This is a genomic window from Tsuneonella troitsensis, from assembly GCF_001441535.1.
Classification (GTDB): domain Bacteria; phylum Pseudomonadota; class Alphaproteobacteria; order Sphingomonadales; family Sphingomonadaceae; genus Tsuneonella; species Tsuneonella troitsensis.
Map to the genome: position 1 here is coordinate 1 of NZ_LMAU01000003.1, position 20,930 is coordinate 20,930.

20 protein-coding genes, 1 tRNA gene and 1 pseudogene are annotated in these 20,930 nt (G+C 65.6%); 9 read left to right on the forward strand and 13 right to left on the reverse strand.

Annotated features, from left to right (window positions below; genetic code table 11):
* From AR323_RS15105 to AR323_RS06760, 7 genes and pseudogenes are all read left to right on the forward strand, one after another.
* Positions 1-84 (forward strand): annotated as a pseudogene (locus AR323_RS15105) (type IV secretion system protein VirB3); the annotation flags it as partial.
* Between the two features lie 16 nt (positions 85-100).
* Positions 101-2,536 carry a VirB4 family type IV secretion/conjugal transfer ATPase gene (locus tag AR323_RS06735; protein WP_057883222.1) on the forward strand — a complete coding sequence of 812 codons (2,436 nt, stop codon included), beginning with the start codon at positions 101-103 and terminating at the stop codon, positions 2,534-2,536.
* Positions 2,533-3,744 (forward strand): type IV secretion system protein, encoded by a 1,212-nt coding sequence (locus AR323_RS06740; protein WP_057883223.1) that lies wholly within the window; start codon positions 2,533-2,535, stop codon positions 3,742-3,744. Before AR323_RS06735 ends, AR323_RS06740 begins: the two co-directional genes overlap by 4 nt.
* The gene (locus tag AR323_RS06745) at positions 3,741-4,541 is read left to right on the forward strand and encodes a TrbG/VirB9 family P-type conjugative transfer protein (RefSeq protein WP_057883224.1); all 801 of its coding nucleotides are present in this window, start codon (positions 3,741-3,743) and stop codon (positions 4,539-4,541) included. Before AR323_RS06740 ends, AR323_RS06745 begins: the two co-directional genes overlap by 4 nt.
* Positions 4,541-5,650, forward strand: a complete 1,110-nt coding sequence (locus tag AR323_RS06750) for a TrbI/VirB10 family protein (protein WP_235510488.1) — start codon at positions 4,541-4,543, stop codon at positions 5,648-5,650. Before AR323_RS06745 ends, AR323_RS06750 begins: the two co-directional genes overlap by 1 nt.
* Before the next feature lie 4 nt (positions 5,651-5,654).
* Complete coding sequence (virB11, locus tag AR323_RS06755; protein ID WP_057883225.1) at positions 5,655-6,653, forward strand: P-type DNA transfer ATPase VirB11; 999 nt, start codon at positions 5,655-5,657, stop codon at positions 6,651-6,653.
* 288 nt (positions 6,654-6,941) lie between these two features.
* Positions 6,942-9,491 carry a TonB-dependent receptor gene (locus AR323_RS06760; RefSeq protein WP_057883226.1) on the forward strand — a complete coding sequence of 850 codons (2,550 nt, stop codon included), beginning with the start codon at positions 6,942-6,944 and terminating at the stop codon, positions 9,489-9,491.
* Between the two features lie 52 nt (positions 9,492-9,543).
* On the opposite strand, the gene AR323_RS06765 is transcribed toward AR323_RS06760, so the two are convergent.
* Positions 9,544-10,281, reverse strand: a complete 738-nt coding sequence (locus AR323_RS06765; protein ID WP_057883227.1) for a queuosine precursor transporter — start codon at positions 10,279-10,281, stop codon at positions 9,544-9,546.
* Between the two features lie 58 nt (positions 10,282-10,339).
* Between AR323_RS06765 and AR323_RS06770 the strand changes: the two genes are divergently transcribed.
* Positions 10,340-10,416, forward strand: a tRNA-Arg gene (locus AR323_RS06770).
* Positions 10,417-10,596: 180 nt separating this feature from the next.
* Here AR323_RS06770 and AR323_RS06775 read toward each other — a convergent pair.
* The 11 genes from AR323_RS06775 to leuC all read right to left on the reverse strand — a co-directional run bounded on the left by AR323_RS06775 (position 10,597) and on the right by leuC (position 19,837).
* Positions 10,597-13,497 carry a M16 family metallopeptidase gene (locus AR323_RS06775; RefSeq protein ID WP_057883228.1) on the reverse strand — a complete coding sequence of 967 codons (2,901 nt, stop codon included), beginning with the start codon at positions 13,495-13,497 and terminating at the stop codon, positions 10,597-10,599.
* Positions 13,498-13,626: 129 nt separating this feature from the next.
* Complete coding sequence (locus tag AR323_RS06780) at positions 13,627-14,397, reverse strand: NUDIX hydrolase (RefSeq protein WP_057883229.1); 771 nt, start codon at positions 14,395-14,397, stop codon at positions 13,627-13,629.
* Positions 14,398-14,697: 300 nt separating this feature from the next.
* Positions 14,698-15,030, reverse strand: coding sequence for a Grx4 family monothiol glutaredoxin (gene grxD, locus AR323_RS06785; protein WP_057883230.1), 333 nt, complete (start codon positions 15,028-15,030; stop codon positions 14,698-14,700).
* A gap of 38 nt (positions 15,031-15,068) precedes the next feature.
* Complete coding sequence (locus AR323_RS06790) at positions 15,069-15,302, reverse strand: BolA family protein (RefSeq protein ID WP_057883231.1); 234 nt, start codon at positions 15,300-15,302, stop codon at positions 15,069-15,071.
* Positions 15,303-15,306: 4 nt separating this feature from the next.
* Positions 15,307-15,630 (reverse strand): DUF1476 domain-containing protein, encoded by a 324-nt coding sequence (locus tag AR323_RS06795; protein WP_057883232.1) that lies wholly within the window; start codon positions 15,628-15,630, stop codon positions 15,307-15,309.
* Between the two features lie 57 nt (positions 15,631-15,687).
* Positions 15,688-16,686: an NADPH:quinone oxidoreductase family protein gene (locus AR323_RS06800; protein ID WP_057883233.1), complete on the reverse strand. Its 999-nt coding sequence runs from the start codon at positions 16,684-16,686 to the stop codon at positions 15,688-15,690.
* Positions 16,683-17,285 carry a 3-isopropylmalate dehydratase small subunit gene (gene leuD / locus AR323_RS06805; RefSeq protein ID WP_083495279.1) on the reverse strand — a complete coding sequence of 201 codons (603 nt, stop codon included), beginning with the start codon at positions 17,283-17,285 and terminating at the stop codon, positions 16,683-16,685. Before leuD ends, AR323_RS06800 begins: the two co-directional genes overlap by 4 nt.
* A 28-nt stretch (positions 17,286-17,313) precedes the next feature.
* On the reverse strand, positions 17,314-17,472 hold the full coding sequence (locus tag AR323_RS06810; RefSeq protein ID WP_057883235.1) for a hypothetical protein: 159 nt from the start codon (positions 17,470-17,472) through the stop codon (positions 17,314-17,316).
* Positions 17,473-17,514: 42 nt separating this feature from the next.
* Positions 17,515-18,000, reverse strand: a complete 486-nt coding sequence (locus AR323_RS06815) for a DNA-deoxyinosine glycosylase (protein ID WP_057883236.1) — start codon at positions 17,998-18,000, stop codon at positions 17,515-17,517.
* Positions 17,997-18,398, reverse strand: coding sequence for a GFA family protein (locus AR323_RS06820; protein ID WP_057883237.1), 402 nt, complete (start codon positions 18,396-18,398; stop codon positions 17,997-17,999). The genes AR323_RS06815 and AR323_RS06820 overlap by 4 nt, the downstream gene beginning before the upstream one ends.
* Positions 18,395-19,837: a 3-isopropylmalate dehydratase large subunit gene (gene leuC / locus AR323_RS06825; protein ID WP_057883238.1), complete on the reverse strand. Its 1,443-nt coding sequence runs from the start codon at positions 19,835-19,837 to the stop codon at positions 18,395-18,397. Before leuC ends, AR323_RS06820 begins: the two co-directional genes overlap by 4 nt.
* A 160-nt stretch (positions 19,838-19,997) precedes the next feature.
* Between leuC and AR323_RS06830 the strand changes: the two genes are divergently transcribed.
* The gene (locus tag AR323_RS06830; protein ID WP_057883239.1) at positions 19,998-20,396 is read left to right on the forward strand and encodes an acyl-CoA thioesterase; all 399 of its coding nucleotides are present in this window, start codon (positions 19,998-20,000) and stop codon (positions 20,394-20,396) included.
* Positions 20,397-20,454: 58 nt separating this feature from the next.
* Here the strand turns inward: AR323_RS06830 and AR323_RS06835 are convergent, their stop codons facing one another.
* Entirely contained in the window at positions 20,455-20,892 is a 438-nt protein-coding gene (locus AR323_RS06835; protein ID WP_057883240.1) for a hypothetical protein, read from the reverse strand.
* Between the last annotated feature and the right edge of the window lie 38 nt (positions 20,893-20,930).

Consider the following 20,930-nt stretch of genomic DNA (forward strand, 5'->3'; position numbering starts at 1 on the left):
TTCGACCTTTGGCTCACCAAGGTCAGCAAGTGTCCCCGTGTACCCAACTGGAAGCGCTGGGGCTGCAACAGTTACGCCGCCTGATGGAAGGATTCGGCGAATGAAGAAATGGATCGGCGCCGCCGCCTGGAGCGCGAAGGAAGCCCGCGCTGGCGACCGCCTGCCCTACGCCCGCCTCATCGACGGCAATACCGTGCTTTTGCGCGACGGTAGCGTGATGACCGCTCTGCAGGTCCCCGGACTGCTGTTCGAGACCGAGGATTCGGACGCGCTCAACCACCATGCCGCGACGCGTGAGGTGATGCTGCGCTCGACGCTCGATGCGCGGTTCGTGCTGTATCACCACGTCATTCGCCGCCGGGTGCAGATCGAGCTCGACGCGGAGTTTCCCGATCCCCTCAGCGCGCACATCGACCGCCGCTGGAAAGAGCGGCTGGGCAGTGGTTCGCTGTTCGTCAACGATCAGTTCGTCACGCTCGTTCGGCGACCGGCGCGCGGCAAGGCGGGCCTCGCCGAAAAGGCGGCGAAGATGTGGAGCAGGAAGGGGCAGCGGGAAGTCGACGCCGATCCCAAGGACGTGCGCGCCTTAAGGGCGGCGGCCACCGGGCTCGTCGCCTCGCTGCAGGCTTATGGCGCGACGATGCTCGACGATTACGAGGGCCCGAGCGGCGCCCTCAACAACGAGATTCTCGAACTGCTGAGCGCGCTCTACAACGGCGAGATGCGCCCGGTGCGCCGTCCGGCCGACGAGACCGACATCGGCCAGATGCTGCCCTATCGCCGGGCGAGCTTCGGCCTCGACGCGATGGAGCTGCGCGGCAGCGGCGAACCGGACTTTGCCGCGATCCTCAGCCTCAAGGACTACCCCGAGGCGACCAGCCCTGGCCTGCTCGACGCGCTGCTGCGCCAGCCGTTTGAGATGGTTGTGTCCGAAAGCTATGCTCCGTCCGAACGCACGACGGCGCGCGAGCGGATGGACCTGGCGATCCGCCGCTTGAAGAGCGCCGACGAGGAGGCGATGGCCGAGCGGCACGACATGCTCGCCGCCCGCGACGCGCTGGGCAATGGAGCTGTCGGTTTCGGCGACCACCACCTCACGGTCCTCGTGCGCGAACGGACCTTGCCGCTTCTGGACGAGGCGACCGCCGCCTGCGCCGCGGCGCTGGCCGATACGGGCGCCATCGTGGTTCGGGAGGATACCAACCTCGAGCCGGCGTTCTGGGGCCAGTTTCCCGGAAACGAGGGCTATATCGCCCGCCGCGCGATGATCTCGAGCGCCAACATGGCGAGCTTCGGGTCCTTGCACGGCATGGCGCTCGGCCAGGCCGAGGGGAACCACTGGGGCGATGCGGTCACGCTGCTGCAGACGACCAGCCAGACCCCGTTCTTCTTCAACTTCCACAACGGCGACCTCGGCAACTTCACGGTCATTGGTCCCTCGGGCTCCGGCAAGACGGTAGTGATGAATTTCGTCGCCGCGCAGGCGCAGAAATTCAGCCCTAGGACGATCCTTTTCGACAAGGATCGCGGTGCAGAACTCTTCATTCGGGGCATCGGCGGGCGCTACGACCGGATCGCCAGCGGCGAACCCACCGGATTCAATCCGCTCGCTCTTCCCGACACGCCCGGCAACCGCGCCTTCCTGCGCGACTGGCTGGCGGTGCTGCTGAAGGCCGATGGACCAGAGGAACTGGCGACGATCGCCGGAGCGGTCGATGCCGCTTATGCCAACGATGCCGGATTGCGCAGGTTGAAGCATTTCCGCGAACTGCTGTCGGGCGCCAAGCGGCCGCAACCGGGTGACCTGGCCGACCGGCTCTCCGCCTGGATCGCGGGCGGCGAGCATTCGTGGCTGTTCGACAACGCCGAGGACAGGCTCGATCTGGGTGCGCGCGTGCTCGGATTCGACATGACCGCGCTGCTCGAGAATCCGCGCTTGCGCACGCCGACGATGATGTACCTGTTCCACCGGATCGAGGAACGGCTCGACGGCAAGCCGACGATGATCCTGATCGACGAGGGGTGGAAGGCGCTCGACGACGAGGTGTTCGCGGCCCGCATTCGCGACTGGCTCAAGACCTTGCGTAAGCGCAACGCGCTGGTCGGCTTTGCCACCCAGTCGGCGCGCGATGCGCTGGATAGCCGCATCGCCACCGCGCTGGTCGAGCAGACGGCGACGATGATCTTCATGCCCAACGCCCGCGCACGGGCGGAGGACTATTGCGACGGTTTCGGACTGACCAGCCACGAGCTTGCCCTGATCCGCTCGCTGCCGGCCCACAGCCGCGCGTTCCTCATCCGCCAGCCCGATGCGAGCGTCGTGGTAAGGCTCGACCTTTCCAACGCGCCCGAAGTGCTTGCGGTGCTGTCGGGCCGCGAGGGCACCGTCCGCCGTCTCGACCTGTTGCGCGAGGCCGTCGGCGATAGTCCTGCCGACTGGTTCCCGGCGCTCACCGGCCACGCCTGGCCCGGAGGGACGACTGTCGACGAAGACGTGCCCGCAAGCGTCGAAGCACTGAAGCTGGCCGCCGAATGAGCGCGGCCTGCGATCAGATCGCCGCCAACGTCGGCAACGGGGTTTCCGCCGCACTGCAGGCGGTCGATTGCGTGGCCGGCGAGACGATGGCGGCATCGTTCGGCCGGCTGTTCGCGCCCGGCGGAGCGCTGGTCACATCGCTCACCATCCTGCTGACCCTCGTGATCGCGTGGTTCGCGATCAACCTGATGCTCGGCCGCGCCAGCCTCAGCGTGCGATCGGTCACGCCGCGCATGATGACGATCGGCCTCGTGCTGACGTTCGTCACGAGCTGGGTCGCCTACAGCACGATGGTCTGGAACCTGGCGATCGGCGGCCCCGACTGGATCGCTGGGGTCATTACCGGCAGCCGCGAAAGCGCGACACAGGTCTTCGCGCAAAAGATCGACGTGGTGTTTCAGGCGCTTCAGCAGGCAAGCCCGCAGGATGCCGCGGGCGCGGAAGGCGGCAACCGCGATGTCAGTGCCTTTTCTCCCGAAGGTATGATGTGGCTGGGGGCGATGCTGTTCCTGCTTGGGACGGTGGGCGTTCTCGTCACCGCCCGGATCGCACTGGCCGTGCTGGTAGCGGTCGGGCCGATCTTCGTGGTCATGGCGCTGTTCAACGGCACCCGCGGCCTGTTCACCGGTTGGCTCAAGGGGATCGTGATGCTGGCGCTGGTGCCGCTGTTCGCGGTGCTCGGCGGCAGCGTGATGCTGGAACTGGCGGTCCCGATCCTCGCGGCGCTTGCCGCGACGCCGGGGCAGATCGATCCGCAAGCGGCCATGGCCTTTTTCCTCGTCGGTGCGGTCCACATGGCGTTGATGGTCATGATCCTCAAAGTGACCAGCACGATGGTCGCCGGTTGGCGCGTATTCGGCCTCGTTCCGGAAAAGGGCGAACGCGGAGACACCGGAAGCGGCGCATTCGGCGGCGCATCCGCTACCCCCATGTCGACGGCGGCAGCTGCCACGATGGCGCAGTCGTCCGCCGCCGGCGACCGGCGCATACCCGTGGCCGCATTCGCGACCGCTCCTGCCGCCAACGACGGCGGATCGATTCCCCAAGCGGGGCGCCGCGACGTTCGCGTCGTCGAACAGATGGGTGCTTCGGTGCCCGGACAGGCTGCTTCCGCCACCGCCGCCACGTCGCGCGTTCGCGGCATCGGCAGCCGCTTCAAGGCTCCTCCGCCACGATCGTCGGCGGGATTATCGGAGAAAATGAAATGATCCGCGCAAGCCTCGCGCTCGCCCTCCTTGCCGCTTCCACGGCAACCGCCGCGCAAGATAATCGCATCGTCGAGCGGTTCTACGACGCCGGCAAGGTCGTCCGCATCGACGGCAAGGCCAAGGTCCAGGCAACGATCCAGTTCGCCGAGGACGAGCGGATCGAGAACGTGGCGATCGGCGATAGCGAGGCATGGCAGGTCACGCCGAACAAGCGGGCCAACCTGCTGTTCGTGAAGCCGCTTTCTCCGACCGCCACGACCAACATGACGGTGGTGACCGACCGGCGTACCTACCTGTTCGATCTGGTCGCGAGCGCCGGGGCGAGGCCGCTTTACGTGTTGCGCTTCACCTACCCCGACGAACCGGAACGGGAGGTGCAGATGGCCGGTGCCCAGGCTCCGACCGCCGAGGAGATCGCCGCGGCGACCCAGCCGCAGGCGGTGACCGACCCCGCAGACCTGAACTTCGCGTGGAACGGCAGCGGCGACCGCAAGCTATTGCCCGCACGCACCTACGACGACGGCAGCGCGACGTTTCTCGCCTGGCCGGCGGGCAATCCCGTTCCTGCGATCCTGATCAAGGACGAGGCAGGCACCGAGGGGCCCGTCAACTTCACTGTGCGCGGCGATGTTATCGTGGTCGAAGGCGTGCCCCGCGAAATCGTGCTGCGATCGGGGAAACAGGCCGCGACCCTCACGAACAGCGGCCCCGCGCGCATCGCGCCGACCGCAACCCCGGCAAGCCCGCAAGCCGCGCTCGCCCGGTCCGACATGCCCACATCCGAAGGGAACCGCTGATGCGTCTCGCCATGCGCCTGCCTGCCAAGAAGCCGGGCGACACCGCCGCCAACGACCGCGACCCGCGCGAAGGCGAAAGCGCCGAGATCATCGATCTGGCAAGTCGCAACGCCTTTCCCGCGGTCACCCAGCGCAAGGGCAAGTCCGATGGGCTCGGCCTCGCTGCGGGCATCGGGGTCATCGGCCTGATCGGTGCGATCACGCTTTGGAGCATGAACGCGGCGCGGACCGACCAGCCCGAAGGTGTCGGCAATCCCCAGGTTGCGCAGGCCGCGCCCGCGGTACCACCCCAGGCGATCACGCCCGTCACTCCGCCGCAAGCGCAACCGCAGCCGGTCGGCGCGCCCCGCGCGGACCCGGCACCGCAGCCGGTGCTGGCTTCCATGCCCAATCAATCGATTGCGCCGGTCGCCAATCCCTATGCCAACCCCACCGTGGTGTTCGACGCGAGCAATATCCCGGGCGGTCTTGGCGAAGCCGCGCCCGGCCAGCCGGGAGAGGCAGCGCCCGGCGGCGCCGGCGCCAGCGACTTCGCCAGCAGGATCGGCGGCGTCGGCGGTGCTCCCGCGCGCGCGGCTGCCATGGTCAATCCGCAGACCACGGTTACGCAGGGAACGCTGATCCCGGCCGTTCTGGAGACCGCGATCAATACCGACGTGCCGGGCTATGTCCGTGCGGTCGTCAGCCAGGACGTGCGCAGCTTCGACGGTACCCGCGTTCTCGTCCCCCGCTCGAGCCGGCTGATCGGCCAGTACCAGTCCGGTCTGCAGGCCGGGCAGAAGCGGGCCTACGTCATTTGGACCCGCCTGATCCGCCCCGACGGAGCATCGGTGAACCTGGCTTCGCCCGCGACCGGCTTCGACGGGACGACGGGGCTTGCCGGGCAGGTCAGCAGCCACTTCTTCCGGCGGTTCGGGTCTTCGATGCTGCTTTCGGTCATCGGAGGTTTGACGACCGGGGGAGCTTCGGTCGTGCTTGGTGGCGGAACGAGTGCAGCATCGACCGCACTCCAGCAGAATGGCCAGATTGCCCCGACCGTGCGCGTCCGGGCGGGGGAGCCGATCCGCGTATTCACCGCGCGCGATCTCGATTTCTCGGCGGTGAAGTAGGGCGGTGGCCGCAGACGTCCATCCCCTGCCGACCGTTGGAGGTCCCGGCGGCGAGCGCAGCGTCTATCTCGACGCCTACCTCGCGCCGTTCCAGCGCTGGCTGGACGTCGATACGATTACCGAAATCCTGGTCAACCGGCCCGGCGAGGTCTGGATAGAGGACGCCGCGCATCCCGGAATGCAGCGGATCGACGCGCCCGAGATCGACGATCGGCTGGTCCAACGTCTGGCGGAGCAGGTCGCGCGTGTCAGCCATCAGGGCATCAACCGCGAGCACCCGCTGCTCGGCGCGACCTTGCCCGATGGCGCGCGCGTCCAGTTCTGCGGGCCGCCTTCGGCCCGCCGCCACTGGGCGATGGCCATTCGTCGGCACCGCCGGCTCGACCTGCCGCTCGACGCGTATGACTCGGGGCCGCTGGGCGCTGCGGAAGCGCCGCCGATGCCGGACTCGCAGGCCCAGCCCATCGCTTTCCTGCGCGAGGCCATTCGCCAGCGACGGACCATCCTGATTTCCGGTGGCACGAGCACCGGCAAGACGACGTTTCTCAACGCGATGCTCGGCGAAATTCCGCGCGGCGAGCGGGTCATCCTGGTAGAGGACACGCCCGAATTGCGGCTTCCGGGCGAGAACGGCGTCGGGCTCGTCGCGGTGAAGGGCGAACTGGGCGAGGCGAAGGTCACCGCCAACGAATTGCTGCAGGCTGCGTTGCGCCTTCGCCCGGATCGCATCGTCCTGGGCGAGCTTCGCGGGGCGGAGAGCGTCAGCTTCCTGCGGGCTATCAACACCGGCCATCCGGGAAGCTTTTCCACCATTCACGCCAACTCCCTGCGCGGTGCGCTCGAGCAACTGGCGCTGATGGTCATGCAGACGGGGATCGGCCTGACGCGCAGCGATACCATCGCCTATGCATCGGGGGTTATCGACGTGATCGTGCAGCTCGGCCGTGATGCGAATGGCAAGCGCGGCATAGTTGCCATAGCCGAAAGTGCGACGCTGGTGTGACGTCTGGTCGAGGGCGGAAGTCTGCTGCTCGAACGTCATTCGTACGAAGGTGTAAGATTCCGTAGCGGAAATCGTCAGCCCCCAGCAATTTGACGCTGCGCAATATTGTATCGCAAATTCGCATCTGTGCGGATCGATCGGCAACCTATTGCCAGTATGATGGAAATTGCATTAGCTTCCCTTCCTGAACGAGGCCGCGCCTAGACGGCCCATTCAAAGGAGAGGACACATGAGGGGTAAAGCCGCCCTGCTTGCAGGCATTTGCGCATCCGCATTCCCGTAACCGCCATGGCGCAGGACGCAGGCGACGACGAGAGCGATCCGAGCGTCATCATCGTCACCGCGACGTTGCGCGCCGCCGACGTTCAGGACATTCCCATCGCGGTGACCGCGGTGCAGCCCGCCGAACTCGATCGGCAGGGCGTCGTCGACATCAAGACGCTGTCGGCCATTTCGCCCAGCTTCAGCATCCAGTCCTCGCAAACCGAGACCCAGGGCACCTCGATCCGCATCCGCGGCGTCGGTACCACGGGCAACAACACGGGCCTCGAAAGCTCGGTCGGCGTGTTCCTCGACGGCGTGTACTTGTCGCGTCCCGGCATCGCGCTGGGCGACTTGCTCGACCTTGAGCGGCTGGAAATCCTGCGCGGGCCGCAGGGCACCCTGTTCGGCCGCAACACGTCCGCCGGTGCGCTCAACATCTCGACGAAGCGGCCCAATCTCAACGAGGTCGAGGGTTTCGCCAACGCGACCTACGGCAACTTCGATTATTACGGCGCGCAGGCCGGTGTCAGCGTTCCCATCGTCGAGGGCCAGATGGGCGTGCGTCTGTCGGGCGCCTATCGCAAGCGCGACGGGATCATCACGAGTTCAACGAGCGGCGCCGAGAGCGGCAACCGCGATCGCTACATCCTTCGCGGACAGATGCTGTGGGAGCCTTCGGCGGACGTGAGCGTGCGCCTGATCGGCGACTATGCCGAATCGGACGAAAACTGCTGTACCGCGGTCATCATCCGCGAAACCGAACTGCGCGCCGCCGGTGCGTTCGCCGCCTACGGCCCGCCGGCCAACGGCGGAGTCATCGATTCCGGATCGAACGCCGTGCAAAACCGCCTGTCGAGCGATGACGGCTACATCAACACCACCAAGCAGTGGGGCGTCTCCGGCGAGCTGAAGGTCGGACTCGGCGCTGCCGACGTCACCTACATCGGGTCTTATCGCAAGTTCACCGCGCAGTCCGCGCAGGACGATTTCGTGGGCCTCGATGTCTACAACGTCGGTCCTGCTTCGTATGCGCCCAATGCCCCGTTCAGCGGCGGGACCAACAAGGTCATGACGCACGAGCTGCGGTTCCAGGGCACGGCGTTCGACGACCGGGTCGACTGGCTGCTCGGCGCCTATTACTCGGACGAAAAGATCGACGAGACGCAGGCGATGACGCTCGGGCCGGATTACCAGGCTTACGCCTCGACCCAGCTCTTCAACGCGCTGGGCAACGGTTTTGCGCCGTTCGGGCCCAACCCGTTGTTCGCCCTTACCCGATTGGCGCAGGCGACCGGGATCACGGTCATCCCGAATGTGGGGCCGGTGCCGAACTTCGCGTTGCCCAATGTCGTCGGCATCAATTCGAACGGCAGCTTCGCGGTCAATCGCTTTACCCAGGATGCAAAGAGCTTCTCGGTGTTCACGCACAACGTGATCGACCTGACCGACAATATCAGCCTGACCCTGGGTGCTCGTTATGTCGACGAAAAGAAGGACGGCGCGTTCGACCAGCTCGCCGGAAGTTCGCCGGCGTGTACTGCGATCGCGAATGGTTTCAACAACATAATCACCAACCTGACGACTGTCGTCGGGTTGCCTGCTGCCACTGCCAATGTCCTTGCCGGTGGCGCGCTCGGCCTCAGCTGCTTCCCTTTCGCGACGCAGGCCAACCTGCCTGCATCGACAGTGCTGCCCCTGCCGCGTGAGTATGACCTGACGTTCAAGGACGACGAGCTGACCTACACGGCGCAGATCGCCTACAACAACAACGACGGGTTCCTGGCCTACGCAAGCTATGCCCACGGGTTCAAATCGGGCGGCTTCAACCTCGATCCGGCGGCGGCGGCGGGTGGTCTCGACCCGCGCTTCGCCTCGGAAAAGGTCGACGCGATGGAAATCGGCTTCAAGACCAGCTTCGCCAACGACCGCATCACCGCGAACGTCGCCCTGTTCCAGATGGACATGGACGATTTCCAGGTCCTGGAATTCACCGGCGTGCAGTTCCAGACCTTCAACGTCGCGAACGCCCGTTCGCGCGGCGTCGAGCTGGAAATGGTGGGTCGGTTCGATCCCAACATCACGGTCAATTTCTCGACCACATATGCGGACGCGAAATATGGCGACGATTGCGACGCGGGCATCACCGGTTCCGCCCTGCCGACGGTGCAGACGTTGTGCGGCCAACCGCTGACCAATGCGCCGAAGTTCAGCGGCGTTGCGGGGATCACCTACGACGGTCCGCTCAACGCGTCGGGCTGGGGACTGCTCGCCAATGTCAACGTCAACTATTCGGACAAGCGCCGAACCAGCACGACGCCGACCGAGACGGCAGCGCCGTTCGCTCCGCTGCCGTTCGATTACCAGGAGAACTTCTTCAAGGTAAACGCTCGCCTGGGCTTCAGCGCGCCGAACGATCGGTTCGCGGTCGAGGTATGGGGCGTGAACCTGTCGAACGAGATCACCCGGGGCATCACGGCGAACACGCCGCTGCGGGGCGGGGCCGGGCAGCGTTCGCGCATCGCCTTCCTCGACGAGCCGCGCACTTACGGCGTGACGGTACGCACCAAGTTCTGACTTCGGTCCGAACGGTAACGAAGGGGCCGGGCGGAAACGTCCGGCCCTTTTGCTATGCGGTGCGCCCGAACGGTGAGAAGTCGGTCTGGCGGTCGAACACCTCCACGCCCTCGCGGCGCTTCAGCGCCCCGACGACGGCGTAGGTGACGGGGGTCAGCAATACCTCCCACGCGGTCTTGATCGCCCATTGCGACAGCACGACCATCATCAGTTGCTCCGGCGGCCAACCGGCGATGCCATAGAAGGCCAACGGATAGAATATGAGGCTGTCGAGCCCCTGTCCGACGAAAGTAGAGCCGATCGTCCGGAGCCAAAGGTGCCGGCCTTCGGTCCAAACCTTCAACTTCGCGAGCACGAAGCTGTTGGCGAATTCGCCCACCCAGAACGCCGTCATCGACGCGAGCACGATGCGCCAGGAATTGCCGAACACGAACTCGTAGGCTTCCTGCCCCGGCCAGCCCGCCGCGGGCGGGAGCTTCACGACCACCCAGGCCATGAATGCCATGAAGGCGAGCGCGGCGAAACCCGTCCAGATCACCCGCCGTGCGCGGGCGTAGCCGTACACCTCGGTCAGGATGTCGCCGATGATGTAGCTGATCGGAAAGAACAGCACGCCCGCACCGAACGCCCACTGCGTACCGCCGGGCAAGGTCACGTAGCTCGGCTTGGACGCACCGATGATGTTCGACAGCAGCAGGATGGCGACGAAGGCCGCCATGATGAGGTCGTAATAGCGGAAGTGCCGCGGGGCCGCGGCATTTCCTTCGATCGCGGCTACCGGTTCGCTCATGCACGCAGGATTATCGCGATTTGTGCGCCGCGAAAAGCACGCTATGCGCGGCCCGAGCGCGCCCGTAGTTCAACTGGATAGAGCACGAGCCTTCTAAGCTTGGAGTTGCAGGTTCGAGTCCTGCCGGGCGCGCCAAGCCTTCCCCTCGCCAGAGGCGGAGGGCGAAGGCTTGGCGGGTCCATAAAGGATCGCACCCGTTCGGGGTCGAAGCCGCGTAGCGGCGGAGACGAACGCGAGCGAAGCGAGCGGACAGTCCTGCCGGGCGCGCCAGTCTCCCTCCCCCGGTCGGCAGGAGGGAGACTGACAGATCGCCCCTTACTGTCCGGGTGCCGCGCGCGGGACGCCGCGGATTTCGAGCGCAGCTGCGGGATCGAGATAGAGGCGGGCCGCAGCCTGGATGTCGGCCGGGGTGATCGCCTCCATGTTGGCAACCCGCATCCGTCGCCGCTCCAGTATCTCGGGCCGGCTCTGTGCGTCAACCACGACACTGGTCCATCCCGCGTTCTCACGCGATTGCCGCTCCCACCGTTCGAGCACCGGCTGTCGGGCGCGCAGCACTTCGTCGGCTGTCGGCGGTGCGCTGCGCAGGTCACTGGCGATGCGCTTCACGGCCTGTGCGACGGTATCCATGGACGCGGGCTCGACCGGGGCGAACGCAGCGAGGAAACCGTAGTCCTCGAACGTCAGCGACGCGCTGGACAAGGCCTGCGGGGTGTACGAAGCGCCCAGCTCCTCGCGCAGCACGTCGGTCAGGCGAAGCTGCAGCACTGCTGCCAGCATATCCCGTTCGAGCATCGACTTCTGGTCCATGCCGTCATCGCCTTGCCAGGCCAGCGCGATGAGTCCCTGGTCTGCAGCACCGTCATGAGCGACCGTCTGGATCGCCCGATCTGTCGGGAAACGCAGGGGACGTACATCCTGGCCGACCGATCCGGCAGGCTGGCGCGTAGGAAGGGCACCGAGGGTGGCGGCGACCGCATCGATCATCGCCTGCTCATCGATATCGCCGACGATCGCGATCTCGATCCGGCCATTGGCGATCTGCGGCCCGATTGCTGCGCGAACATCGTCGAGGGTGATGGCGGTCAGCGCGGTTGGATCGCCAAGGCCCACGCGGCTGTCGCCGCCCGCCAGTACATTCGGCAGGGCGGACATGAACCGCTGGGTCGGATTGCCAGAGATGTTCTTGGCGACGACCGGTGCAAGTCCGGCCCATTGCGATGCGGTGGAGGCCCGCCAGGCAGGATCGGAAATCTGCGCTGCGATCAGCTTGAGCTGCAGCGCGATATCCTCGCGCGTGGTCGCACCCGTGGACACCAGTGCATCCGTTTCCGCGGTAAGGCCGGTCGCCACCTTTCGTCCCGCGACGATGCGGCGCAGCTCGTCGGGATCGTGCTGACCCAATCCGTCGATCTGGGTCATGATCGCCACCGCGGTATCGAGCCCCGGCTTGCCCGGCGCGAAGGTGCGCGTTCCGCTGCCGATCTCGGCGCGCCAGAGAACCTGGCCGGGCACGAAATCGGTTTTCTTGAGGTTGAGCGCCACCCCGTTTGCGAACCGGACCGTGCGGATCCCCAGATCGGCAACGGTCGCATCGGACGCGACTGTTCCAGGTGTTCCGAACGAGTCATAGGCGAAAGCCTTGCTGGCCTGTTCGACCGGAGCCGTAACGGCCACCTTCGCGCTTTCCGCCAGCGCTGCTGCGATCTCCTCGTTTCCGCCGGGGACTGCGGCCTTGGTCGAAATATGGACCAGGGTCGGACCGCCGTCCCAGGCAGACTTGAATGCGCTGCTGACCGCTGCGGCATCGATAGACGGCTCGATCGCTTGGAACAGGGCAAGCGCGGCTTCGGGTGCGACCGGTACTTCGTCTGCCAGCGACGCAGATGCCAGCCTGTCGGCGATTGCGGCGTTGGTGCGACCATTCGCCTGCTCGACCGCGTTGGTCAGGTTGGCTCGGATGTTGGCGGTCAGCTCCGTGATTTCCGAAGCGGTGAAACCGAACTCGCGCGCCTGCCGCAACTGCTGCTCGCCCAGAACTGTGGCGGCCTGCCACTGGCCGTCCTTCGCAACGACGAGGACGCTCGATGTGTCGACGCTGCGACCGACTTCCTGCGCCAGGGCCTGACCGCCGATGATCGGGCTGCCTTCCTGCTGGGCGAGCGAGTTGAGACGATTGGAGAGCGCCTGGTTGGCGATGGCCTTGAGGTAATCGCGGCGCGTTTCCTCGACCGTGTTGGCCGCGGGCACGAAGGGCGTGACGCGGTCGAACTGGATCAGCTCGGCAGTGGACGGATCGGAGAACGTGGCGATCCGGGGCTGGCCGGGGATCGTGACGTCCGGCAGATAGTTCGCGCGCGCTTCGCCGGTCGGCTTCCAGTCGGAAAAACGGTTGCGGATTTCCGCTTCCATCGCATCGACGTCGACATCGCCGACGATGACGAGCGTCGCTCTGTCGGGGCGATAATAGCCTTCGTAAAACGCGCGCAGACTTTCCGGCGTAATCGCCCGGATGCTGTCCGGATCGCCGACGAGGCCGGGGCCGAAGCGCGATTCCGGAACGCCCTCCTCGAGAACATCGAGCGCGCGGCGCAGCGGCGGGGTGTTGCGCTGGTTGTATTCGGAAACGAGAATGCCGCGTTCACGCTCGACCGCCTCCGGGCTGATCGTCAGCTCGGAGGCGATTTCGCGCATGAAGGTCAGCGCGGCATCGACGATTTCGGGCTGAACCTTGGGCAGATCGAGCTTGTAGCTGGTGTAGTCGACATCCGTCACCGCGTTGGTATCCGCGCCGAATGCCAGGCCGAGACGCTCCAGCCGCTTGACCAGCTCGCCTTCGGGAATGTTCTTGGAACCGTTGAAGGCCATGTGTTCGACGAAGTGCGCGGCATTGATTTCGCCTTCGCCTTCCTCGCGCTTGCCGACTTCGATCGCGAAGCGGACCGAAGCCGTTCCCTTGGGATTTTCGTGGCGCTGGATCGCATACCGCATTCCGTTGGGCAGGGTCCCGAACCGGACTGCGGGATCGGCCGGAAGGTCGGTACTGGCGATCTGCCATGCGGGTATGCCCGTTGAGGTGGCTTGCGCGGGCGCCTGTTGTGCTGCGACTGGGAGCGCAAGCAGGGAGCCGCCGGCAGTGACTATAGCAAGCGTCGACGCGCGGAAGGCCAGTGTCGCCAGACTGAAGCGGCGTAGCTGCTGGGTGGTGCGGCGCATTATGACTAGTCCCCTCAGTCGATTTGGTGTGGCCCCAAGGGTAGCGGCTGGTCCCATAGGGTCAAGGAAGCGGTTGGTTTTCGGCGGCTTAGCAGTCCGATGTGACGGATCGAGGGCTATCGGCCGGGCTCAGGCCCGCGCAGCGGTGCTCAGGGGCTCGCCCGGTACGGGGTAGCCGGCATCGTCGCGGATCATCAGCCATCGTTCTCCGTCGCGATCCTCCATCCACGGCGTGATGGTCTTCACCGGTATGGCCTCTGCCTGCGCGCGGGCTTCGGCGAATGAAGCGAATTCGGCGAGGCGTTCGAGGTTGCGGCGGGTGGGGAAGATCAACCCCAGTTCCCCTCGCTCGGCCGCGGCCAGCGCATCGCTCGCTGTTGTCCAGAACAGGTGGGTCGTTTCGGTCTCGTCGATTTCGAGTTCGACCGCCCCTGTCCCGAGGTCGGCCAGGTAGAAGCGTGTGTCGAAAATGCGCGGGATGCGCTCGTTCTTCGGGTGCCACCGCGCGAACGGAACGACGCTGTCGAGGTCGAGCGTCCAGCCCATCGCGGCCAGCACCGGTGCAAGAGCTCCTTCGGCGAGCAACAGCTCTCGTGCGCGCCGTACGTCCTCCACCGTAGGCTGTTGGGAGATCCCGATGGCGAGGCCGGTTTCCTCAAGGGCCTCTCGGACCGCGGCGATCCGGTGCGCCACCTCGTCCCGGTCCCCCGGCAGGCTCGCGGCGAGATCTCGGTCCGCCTGATCCACCCGGCCTCCCGGGAAGACGGCCATTCCACCCGCAAACGTCATGGCCTGGTGACGGATCGTCATGAGGATTTCAGGCGGTCCGCCGCTACGAGAATTGCGAAAAACGACGACGGTGGCTGCGGGAATTGTGGGGCGATCTTCGCTGTCGGTCATTGCGCGAGTGTGCCGTGCGATCGGTTTCGTGCCAATACCGATTATCGAGCCAGAACCTGTCGGAAAACCTTACACCGCGTCTCTCTCGTTTAATGGCCTTAACCATCACGACGCCCGGTTTCCGGTCATTTCGCACAGTTGGCACGGACCGTGCACAGTAACCGATACCCAAACGGTCTTCCCAACGAGGCGGGACCACCGGTCTCCCGGTCCTGCCTCCCCGAACACCCGAACCCATACGAAAAACCCGTCCGGCCTACCCAGCCGGACGGGATTTTCATTTCGCGACAGTTGGAGCCGTCAGCTGGCGGTGGTCGGAACGCCCTGGTCGCTGAACAGCGTTTGCAGTTCCCCGGCCTCGAACATCTCCATCATGATGTCGCTGCCGCCCACGAACTCGCCCTTGACGTAAAGCTGGGGGATCGTCGGCCAGTCGCTGAACGACTTAATGCCCTGGCGGATTTCCATGTCCTGCAGCACGTCGACGCTCTCATACGTGACGCCGCAGTGATCGAGGATCGACACCGCGCGGTTGGAAAACCCGCATTGGGGGAAGAGCGGAGTGCCCTTCATGAAAAGCACGACATCGTTCTTTTCGACGATGTCGGCGAGGCGCTGATTGACGTCGGACATGGCCGCAACCTTGCTGTGGATAGGGGTGGAATGGAGATTCAGTTGGGGAGGGCGGTGGTCAGTTGCAAGGCGTGCAGTTCGCCGCCCATCCGGCCGCCGAGCGCATCGTACACCAGTTTGTGCTGCTTCACGCGCGGTATTCCGGCGAACGAAGCGCTCACCACATGCGCGGCGTAGTGGTCGCCGTCGCCCGCAAGATCGCGGATCTCGACCTGGGCATCGGGAATTGCGGCGCGGATCAGCGCCTCGATGTCCGCCGCCTGCATGGGCACGCTATCAGCCCTCGCTCATGAACTGGCGACGTGCTTCGACCGACTTTTCATCGAGCGCGGCGCGCACTTCGGCCTCGTCGATATCGCATCCGGCGCTTGTGAGATCGCCGAGCACCTTGCGGATCACGTCCTCGTCGCCCGCTTCCTCGAAATCGGCTTGGACCACCGCCTTGGCATAGGCGTCGGTCTCTTCCGGCGTCAGCCCCATCTTTTCGGCCGCCCAGTGGCCGAGCAGACGGTTCCGGCGTGCCGCGACGCGGAAGGCCGTCTGCTCATCCATGGCGAACTTGGCTTCCTCGGCGCGTTCGCGATCCCTGAAATCGGTCATATGGTCCTCTCGCAATATGGGAGGCGCAGATAGGCCTTCCTCAGCAGCGCGGCAAGCTTAGTCCATGGTGACGACGAGCTTGCCCACCGCCTCGCGCGCCTCGAGCTTGGCGATCGCCTCGCCGCCGCGCTCCAACGGGAAGGTCTCGGAAATGAGCGGATCGATCTTGCCCGCCTTCATCAGCGCGAACAGTTCGTCGGCCTGGGCACGGAATTTCTCCGGCTCGCGCGCGGTGAAGGCGCCCCAGAACACGCCGCAGATGTCGCAACTCTTCAGCAGCGTCAGGTTGAGCGGCATCTTGGGAATGCCCGCCGGGAAGCCGACCACCAGGAAGCGTCCTTCCCACGCGATCGCGCGCAGCGCCGGCTCGGAATACTGGCCCCCGACGATATCGTAGACGATATTGGCGCCTTCCGGGCCGCAGGCGGACTTGAACCGGTTTGCCAGATCCTTCGATGCGTCCTTGTCCATCGCGTCGCGCGGATAGATCACGACATCGTCGGCACCCGCCTTGCGCGCGACTTCGCCCTTGGCCTCGCTCGAGACGGCGGCGATGACCTTCGCCCCGAACGCCTTGCCCAGTTCCACAGCGGACAGGCCGACACCGCCCGCCGCGCCGAGCACCAGCATCACGTCGCCGGGCTTGATGTGCCCGCGATCCTTGAGGCCGTGGATCGTCGTGCCGTAGGTCATCATCAGGGAGGCGGCCTTTTCGAAGGGCACGCCGTCGGGCACCTTGAACAACCGGCCCTCGGCCACGCAGACCTTTTCGGCCAGACCGCCGTTCCCGATGCCCGCGAGAACGCGGTCGCCGACCGCCCAGCCTTCCACGCCTTCACCGACCGCCTCGATCGTGCCGGCGATTTCGCCACCGGGCGAAAAGGGCCGCTCGGGCTTGAACTGGTACAGGTCGCGCACGATCAGTCCGTCGGGATAGTTGATCGCGCAGGCCTTCACGTCGACCAGCACCTGGCCCTTGCCCGGCGAGGGCACGTCGATCTCGTCGAGCGTCAGCGTCTCCGGGCCTCCGACGGCGTGCGAGCGTAGGGCTTTCATGCAGCTTTCTCCGTTCCTGTGACCAGCCAGGGCATCTCGCGCGCCTGACGGGCTTCGTAGTGTCCGATCGCCGCATCGCGGGCCATCGTCAGGCCAACCTCGTCGAGACCCTCCAGCAGGCAGTGCTTGCGGAAAGGGTCGATATCGAATGCGAAGCGATCCTGAAAAGGTGTGGTCACGGTCTGCGATTCAAGATCGATCGAGACCGGATGATCCCGCGCGACTTCAAGCAGTCGGTCGACCTGCTCCTGCGGCAATTCGACTGTGAGGACGCCGTTCTTGAACGCGTTGCTGGCAAAGATGTCCGAAAAGCTGGGCGCGACGACTGCCCGGACGCCCATGTCGAGCAGCGCCCACGCCGCATGTTCGCGGCTCGATCCGCAGCCGAAGTTGTCGCCCGCGATCAGGATCGGCGCGCCGGCAAAATCCGGATCGTCGAACACGTTGCCGGGCTGGGTACGCACCGTTTCGAATGCGCCTCGGCCCAGGCCCTCGCGGGTGATCGTCTTGAGCCAGTGCGCGGGGATAATGACGTCGGTATCGACGTTCTTGGCGCCATACGGGATCGCCCGGCCCTCGACCTCGCGAAGAGGTTCCATCACTGGCTCTCCTTCGGAAATGCCGCTGTCAATCGGTCTCGGGCGGCTCGCCGGAAGGTGCCTGCGGCGGCTTGGCGGCCTTTTTTTCGTCCTTGCGCTTGTTCGCGTAGAGAAGTGCGGCGGCGACTGCGGCGGAGCCGATCGCGGCGCCGGCAGCAAGGGCCTTTCCGGTAAGTTTCTTCGTCATGGCCCATCCATGCTGCGCGGCGCGGAGCCGCGCAAGGGGGCATCACAGGAAATCGCCTAGTCGCGCCCAAAGTCGCTCTTTCTGCGCGAGAGGCATCGCTGCGTAGGCGGGCGAGGAAGACGGAAGATCGATCAGCGCAAGAGGACATTCCAATAGCTGGGCGCGTCCGATCGCACCCGCCTTGCGACCATTGAAAGCGACCGCACGCAGATCGGGCAGTTTCTCGATCAGTTCGGCCAACGGGGTGTGTTCGGCCTGCTGGATCGCCGCATCCAGACTGCCCTCGCGCCATGCCGACTCGACCGTGTCCCAAAGCGCTATCCGCCGCGCCTGCAGGACTGCAAGGCGATCTTCGTATTCCAGCGGTGTCAGATCGATGCCGACCGCGTGGCCCACGAGAGGCCAGAAGAGGTTCCGGGGATGGGCATAATATTGGCGGGCCGCTAGCGATGCCTCGCCGGGCAGGCTGCCGAGAATCAGGACCCGCGCATCGGGTGCGGCAACCGGAGCGAAGGATGCCCGCCTCAAAACGCCATGCCGTCGCCGATCCTGCCGGTTGCGGTGCAGGGGACTTCGCTGTCACCGCGCTCCCGCGACCGCCCATCGTAATAGCGCACCTCGATTCCCTCGAGCTCTTCTTGGGCGAACAGGCGCGTGTTCACGCCGGTGCCCTCCGCGCCCGGAAGAATGACCTCAAAGTGGGTGGTGCAGCCGCACGTGGGGCAGAAATGGCCGCGCGCCTGCGGTTCGCCCAGGTCTTGTCGACCATAAGCGGCGGTCGTGCCGGTGATGGAGACGTCGGCGGGCAAATAGTAGCCCCACGCCGCGCCCATCCCGCGACAGAATTTGCAGTTGCACACGTTGATGAATTCCGGTGCCTTTTCCACTTCGATGGAAACCCGGTTGCACAAGCATTGGCCGATCATGCCGGCTGTTTCACGAGTTCCCGCACATCGGTCAAGCGCCCGGTGACTGCCGCAGCCGCCGCCATCGCGGGCGATACGAGGTGGGTGCGCGACCCCGGTCCCTGGCGGCCAACGAAGTTTCGGTTGCTGGTCGATGCGCACCGTTCGCCCGGCGGCACCTTGTCGGGGTTCATGCCGAGACACGCGGAACAGCCCGGCTCGCGCCATTCCAGGCCAGCGTCGATGAATACCTTGTCGAGCCCCTCGGCCTCTGCCTGTGCTTTCACGAGGCCCGATCCGGGAACGACGATGGCCCACTTCACCCCGGCGGCCTTGCGCCGACCGCGCAGCACTTCGGCGGCGGCGCGCAGATCTTCGATGCGGCTGTTCGTGCAGCTTCCTATGAAGACGTTTTCGATCGAAACGTCGGTCATGCGCTGGCCCGGCTCCAGACCCATGTAGGCGAGACTGCGGCGTGCGGCATCCTGCTTCGACGGGTCGGCGAAGCTCTCTGGCGCCGGAACGCTGCCGCCGATCGGAACGACGTCTTCGGGGCTGGTGCCCCAGCTCACCGTCGGCTCGATTGCGGTCGCGTCGATGACTACCGACTTGTCGAACTGTGCGCCCTCATCGGTCGGAAGCGAGCGCCACCAGGCGACGGCGCGGTCCCAATCGGCGCCGGAGGGGGCCAGCGGCCGACCCTTGAGATAGGCGAAGGTCCTGTCGTCCGGCGCGATCAATCCGGCCCGTGCGCCAGCCTCGATGCTCATGTTGCAGACCGTCAATCGGCCTTCGACGCTCATCGTCTCGAACACGGGACCGCGGTACTCGATCACATGGCCGGTTCCGCCCGCCGTGCCGACCACGCCGACGATGTGCAGGATCAGGTCCTTGGCGGTTACCCCGGGGCCGAGGTCGCCTTCGACCCGCACCTCCATCGTCTTCGACTTACGGAGGAGCAGGGTCTGGGTTGCAAGGACGTGCTCAACCTCGCTGGTGCCGATACCGAACGCAAGGGCACCGACGCCGCCGTGGGCGGCGGTATGGCTGTCGCCGCAAACGATCGTGGCGCCGGGAAGCGAGAAGCCCTGTTCGGGACCGACCACGTGTACGATTCCCTGCGATGCATCGGTCGCGCCGATGTAGCGGATGCCGAAGGCCGGGGCATTGGCTTCTAGCGCGGCGAGCTGGGCGGCGCTTTGCGGGTCGGCGATCGGCAGGCGGTTGCCCGCCGCGTCGGTCCGTGCGGTCGTGGGGAGGTTGTGATCGGGAACGGCCAGGGTCAGGTCGGGACGGCGGACCGGACGGTTCGAAACGCGCAGCGCTTCGAACGCCTGCGGACTCGTGACCTCGTGGACGAGGTGCCGGTCGATGTAGATGAGCGCGGTTCCGTCGTCGCGGGTCTCGACGACGTGCGTGTCCCAGATCTTTTCGTAAAGCGTACGGGGGCGGCTGGCCATGTGGGATTGGCTAGGCGTGCGTTACGGGGCTGGACAAGATGGGAAATCTTGCCCGCGCCATGCCCAAAGGTTGGCGTGTCGCAACGGTTGTGAGGTTCCGGATCGAATAAACTTCGCCCCGGTCATGGAAACGCAACGGGTTTGCGACTAACTTACAGATATGTCAGCAGCCCCCTTCCATTTCCCGATTCGGATCGTCCCCGGCGATATCGATTTCATGGGGCACGTGAACAACGCCCGCTATCTGGGCTGGGTGCAGGACGCCGTGCTCGCGCACTGGAAAGACCTGGCGCCGCCCGATGCGGTGGCAGAGCGTCTTTGGGTCGCCCTCAAGCACGAGATTACCTATCGCCGTCCCGCGTTCCTGGAAGACGACGTGATTGCCCGCACCGTCCTGGAAAAGATCCACGGCGCTCGCGCGTTCTATCACACGGTCATCGAGCGCGGAGAGGAAGTGCTGGCCGAAGTCCGTTCGAGCTGGTGCTGCGTCGATGCCGGGACCTTGCGCCCCGCGCGCATCGGCGAGGAAATCTCGCGCTTCTTCTTCCCCGCCGACTGAACGCGAAAAGGGCGCCCCGCCTTTCGGTGGGACGCCCTATCGTTTCACAATTCAGCGATTACCAGCGGCGACCGTCGTTGTCGCGACGTTCGTAGGCAAGGCGCTGACGCACCTGCTGGATCCGCTGCTGCAGGACCTGCGCTTCGCGCTGGGTAAGCCCGTTGCGGCTGTAGACGTTATACTGCTGGCGCAGTTCGTAGACCGCACGGCGCAGACTCGCCGCTTCGCGTTCCGAGATACGGTCCCGGTTGTCGGTCCGGCGGACGCGCTGTTCAAGCTGCGCGATCTGCGTACGGAGGGCATTGGCCTGACCGCGCGAATCCCAGCGATCGTAGCGACGATCGTCGCGGCGATCTTCGTAGCGGTCATCTCGGTCGTAGCGATCGTTCTGCCAGTCGCGCGACTGCGAGTAATTCTGTGCCTGGGCCGGGATGGCGGTGGCAAGCGCGGCGCTGCCGACCAGGACCGAGGCAATGAGCTTGGTGCGAATACCCATGGGGGTGCTCCTTTTCTTCAGCCGCTGATTCGGCCTCA

Bases quoted from the DNA above. Each gene is read 5' to 3' on its own strand.
- AR323_RS06735 (WP_057883222.1), top strand. From the start codon at position 101: ATGAAGAAATGGATCGGCGCCGCCGCCTGGAGCGCGAAGGAAGCCCGC.
- AR323_RS06740 (WP_057883223.1), top strand. From the start codon at position 2,533: ATGAGCGCGGCCTGCGATCAGATCGCCGCCAACGTCGGCAACGGGGTT.
- AR323_RS06745 (WP_057883224.1), top strand. From the start codon at position 3,741: ATGATCCGCGCAAGCCTCGCGCTCGCCCTCCTTGCCGCTTCCACGGCA.
- AR323_RS06750 (WP_235510488.1), top strand. From the start codon at position 4,541: ATGCGTCTCGCCATGCGCCTGCCTGCCAAGAAGCCGGGCGACACCGCC.
- AR323_RS06760 (WP_057883226.1), top strand. From the start codon at position 6,942: ATGGCGCAGGACGCAGGCGACGACGAGAGCGATCCGAGCGTCATCATC.
- AR323_RS06765 (WP_057883227.1), bottom strand. From the start codon at position 10,281: ATGAGCGAACCGGTAGCCGCGATCGAAGGAAATGCCGCGGCCCCGCGG.
- AR323_RS06775 (WP_057883228.1), bottom strand. From the start codon at position 13,497: ATGCGCCGCACCACCCAGCAGCTACGCCGCTTCAGTCTGGCGACACTG.
- AR323_RS06780 (WP_057883229.1), bottom strand. From the start codon at position 14,397: ATGACCGACAGCGAAGATCGCCCCACAATTCCCGCAGCCACCGTCGTC.
- grxD (WP_057883230.1), bottom strand. From the start codon at position 15,030: ATGTCCGACGTCAATCAGCGCCTCGCCGACATCGTCGAAAAGAACGAT.
- AR323_RS06795 (WP_057883232.1), bottom strand. From the start codon at position 15,630: ATGACCGATTTCAGGGATCGCGAACGCGCCGAGGAAGCCAAGTTCGCC.
- AR323_RS06800 (WP_057883233.1), bottom strand. From the start codon at position 16,686: ATGAAAGCCCTACGCTCGCACGCCGTCGGAGGCCCGGAGACGCTGACG.
- leuD (WP_083495279.1), bottom strand. From the start codon at position 17,285: ATGGAACCTCTTCGCGAGGTCGAGGGCCGGGCGATCCCGTATGGCGCC.
- AR323_RS06810 (WP_057883235.1), bottom strand. From the start codon at position 17,472: ATGACGAAGAAACTTACCGGAAAGGCCCTTGCTGCCGGCGCCGCGATC.
- AR323_RS06820 (WP_057883237.1), bottom strand. From the start codon at position 18,398: ATGATCGGCCAATGCTTGTGCAACCGGGTTTCCATCGAAGTGGAAAAG.
- leuC (WP_057883238.1), bottom strand. From the start codon at position 19,837: ATGGCCAGCCGCCCCCGTACGCTTTACGAAAAGATCTGGGACACGCAC.
- AR323_RS06830 (WP_057883239.1), top strand. From the start codon at position 19,998: ATGTCAGCAGCCCCCTTCCATTTCCCGATTCGGATCGTCCCCGGCGAT.
- AR323_RS06835 (WP_057883240.1), bottom strand. From the start codon at position 20,892: ATGGGTATTCGCACCAAGCTCATTGCCTCGGTCCTGGTCGGCAGCGCC.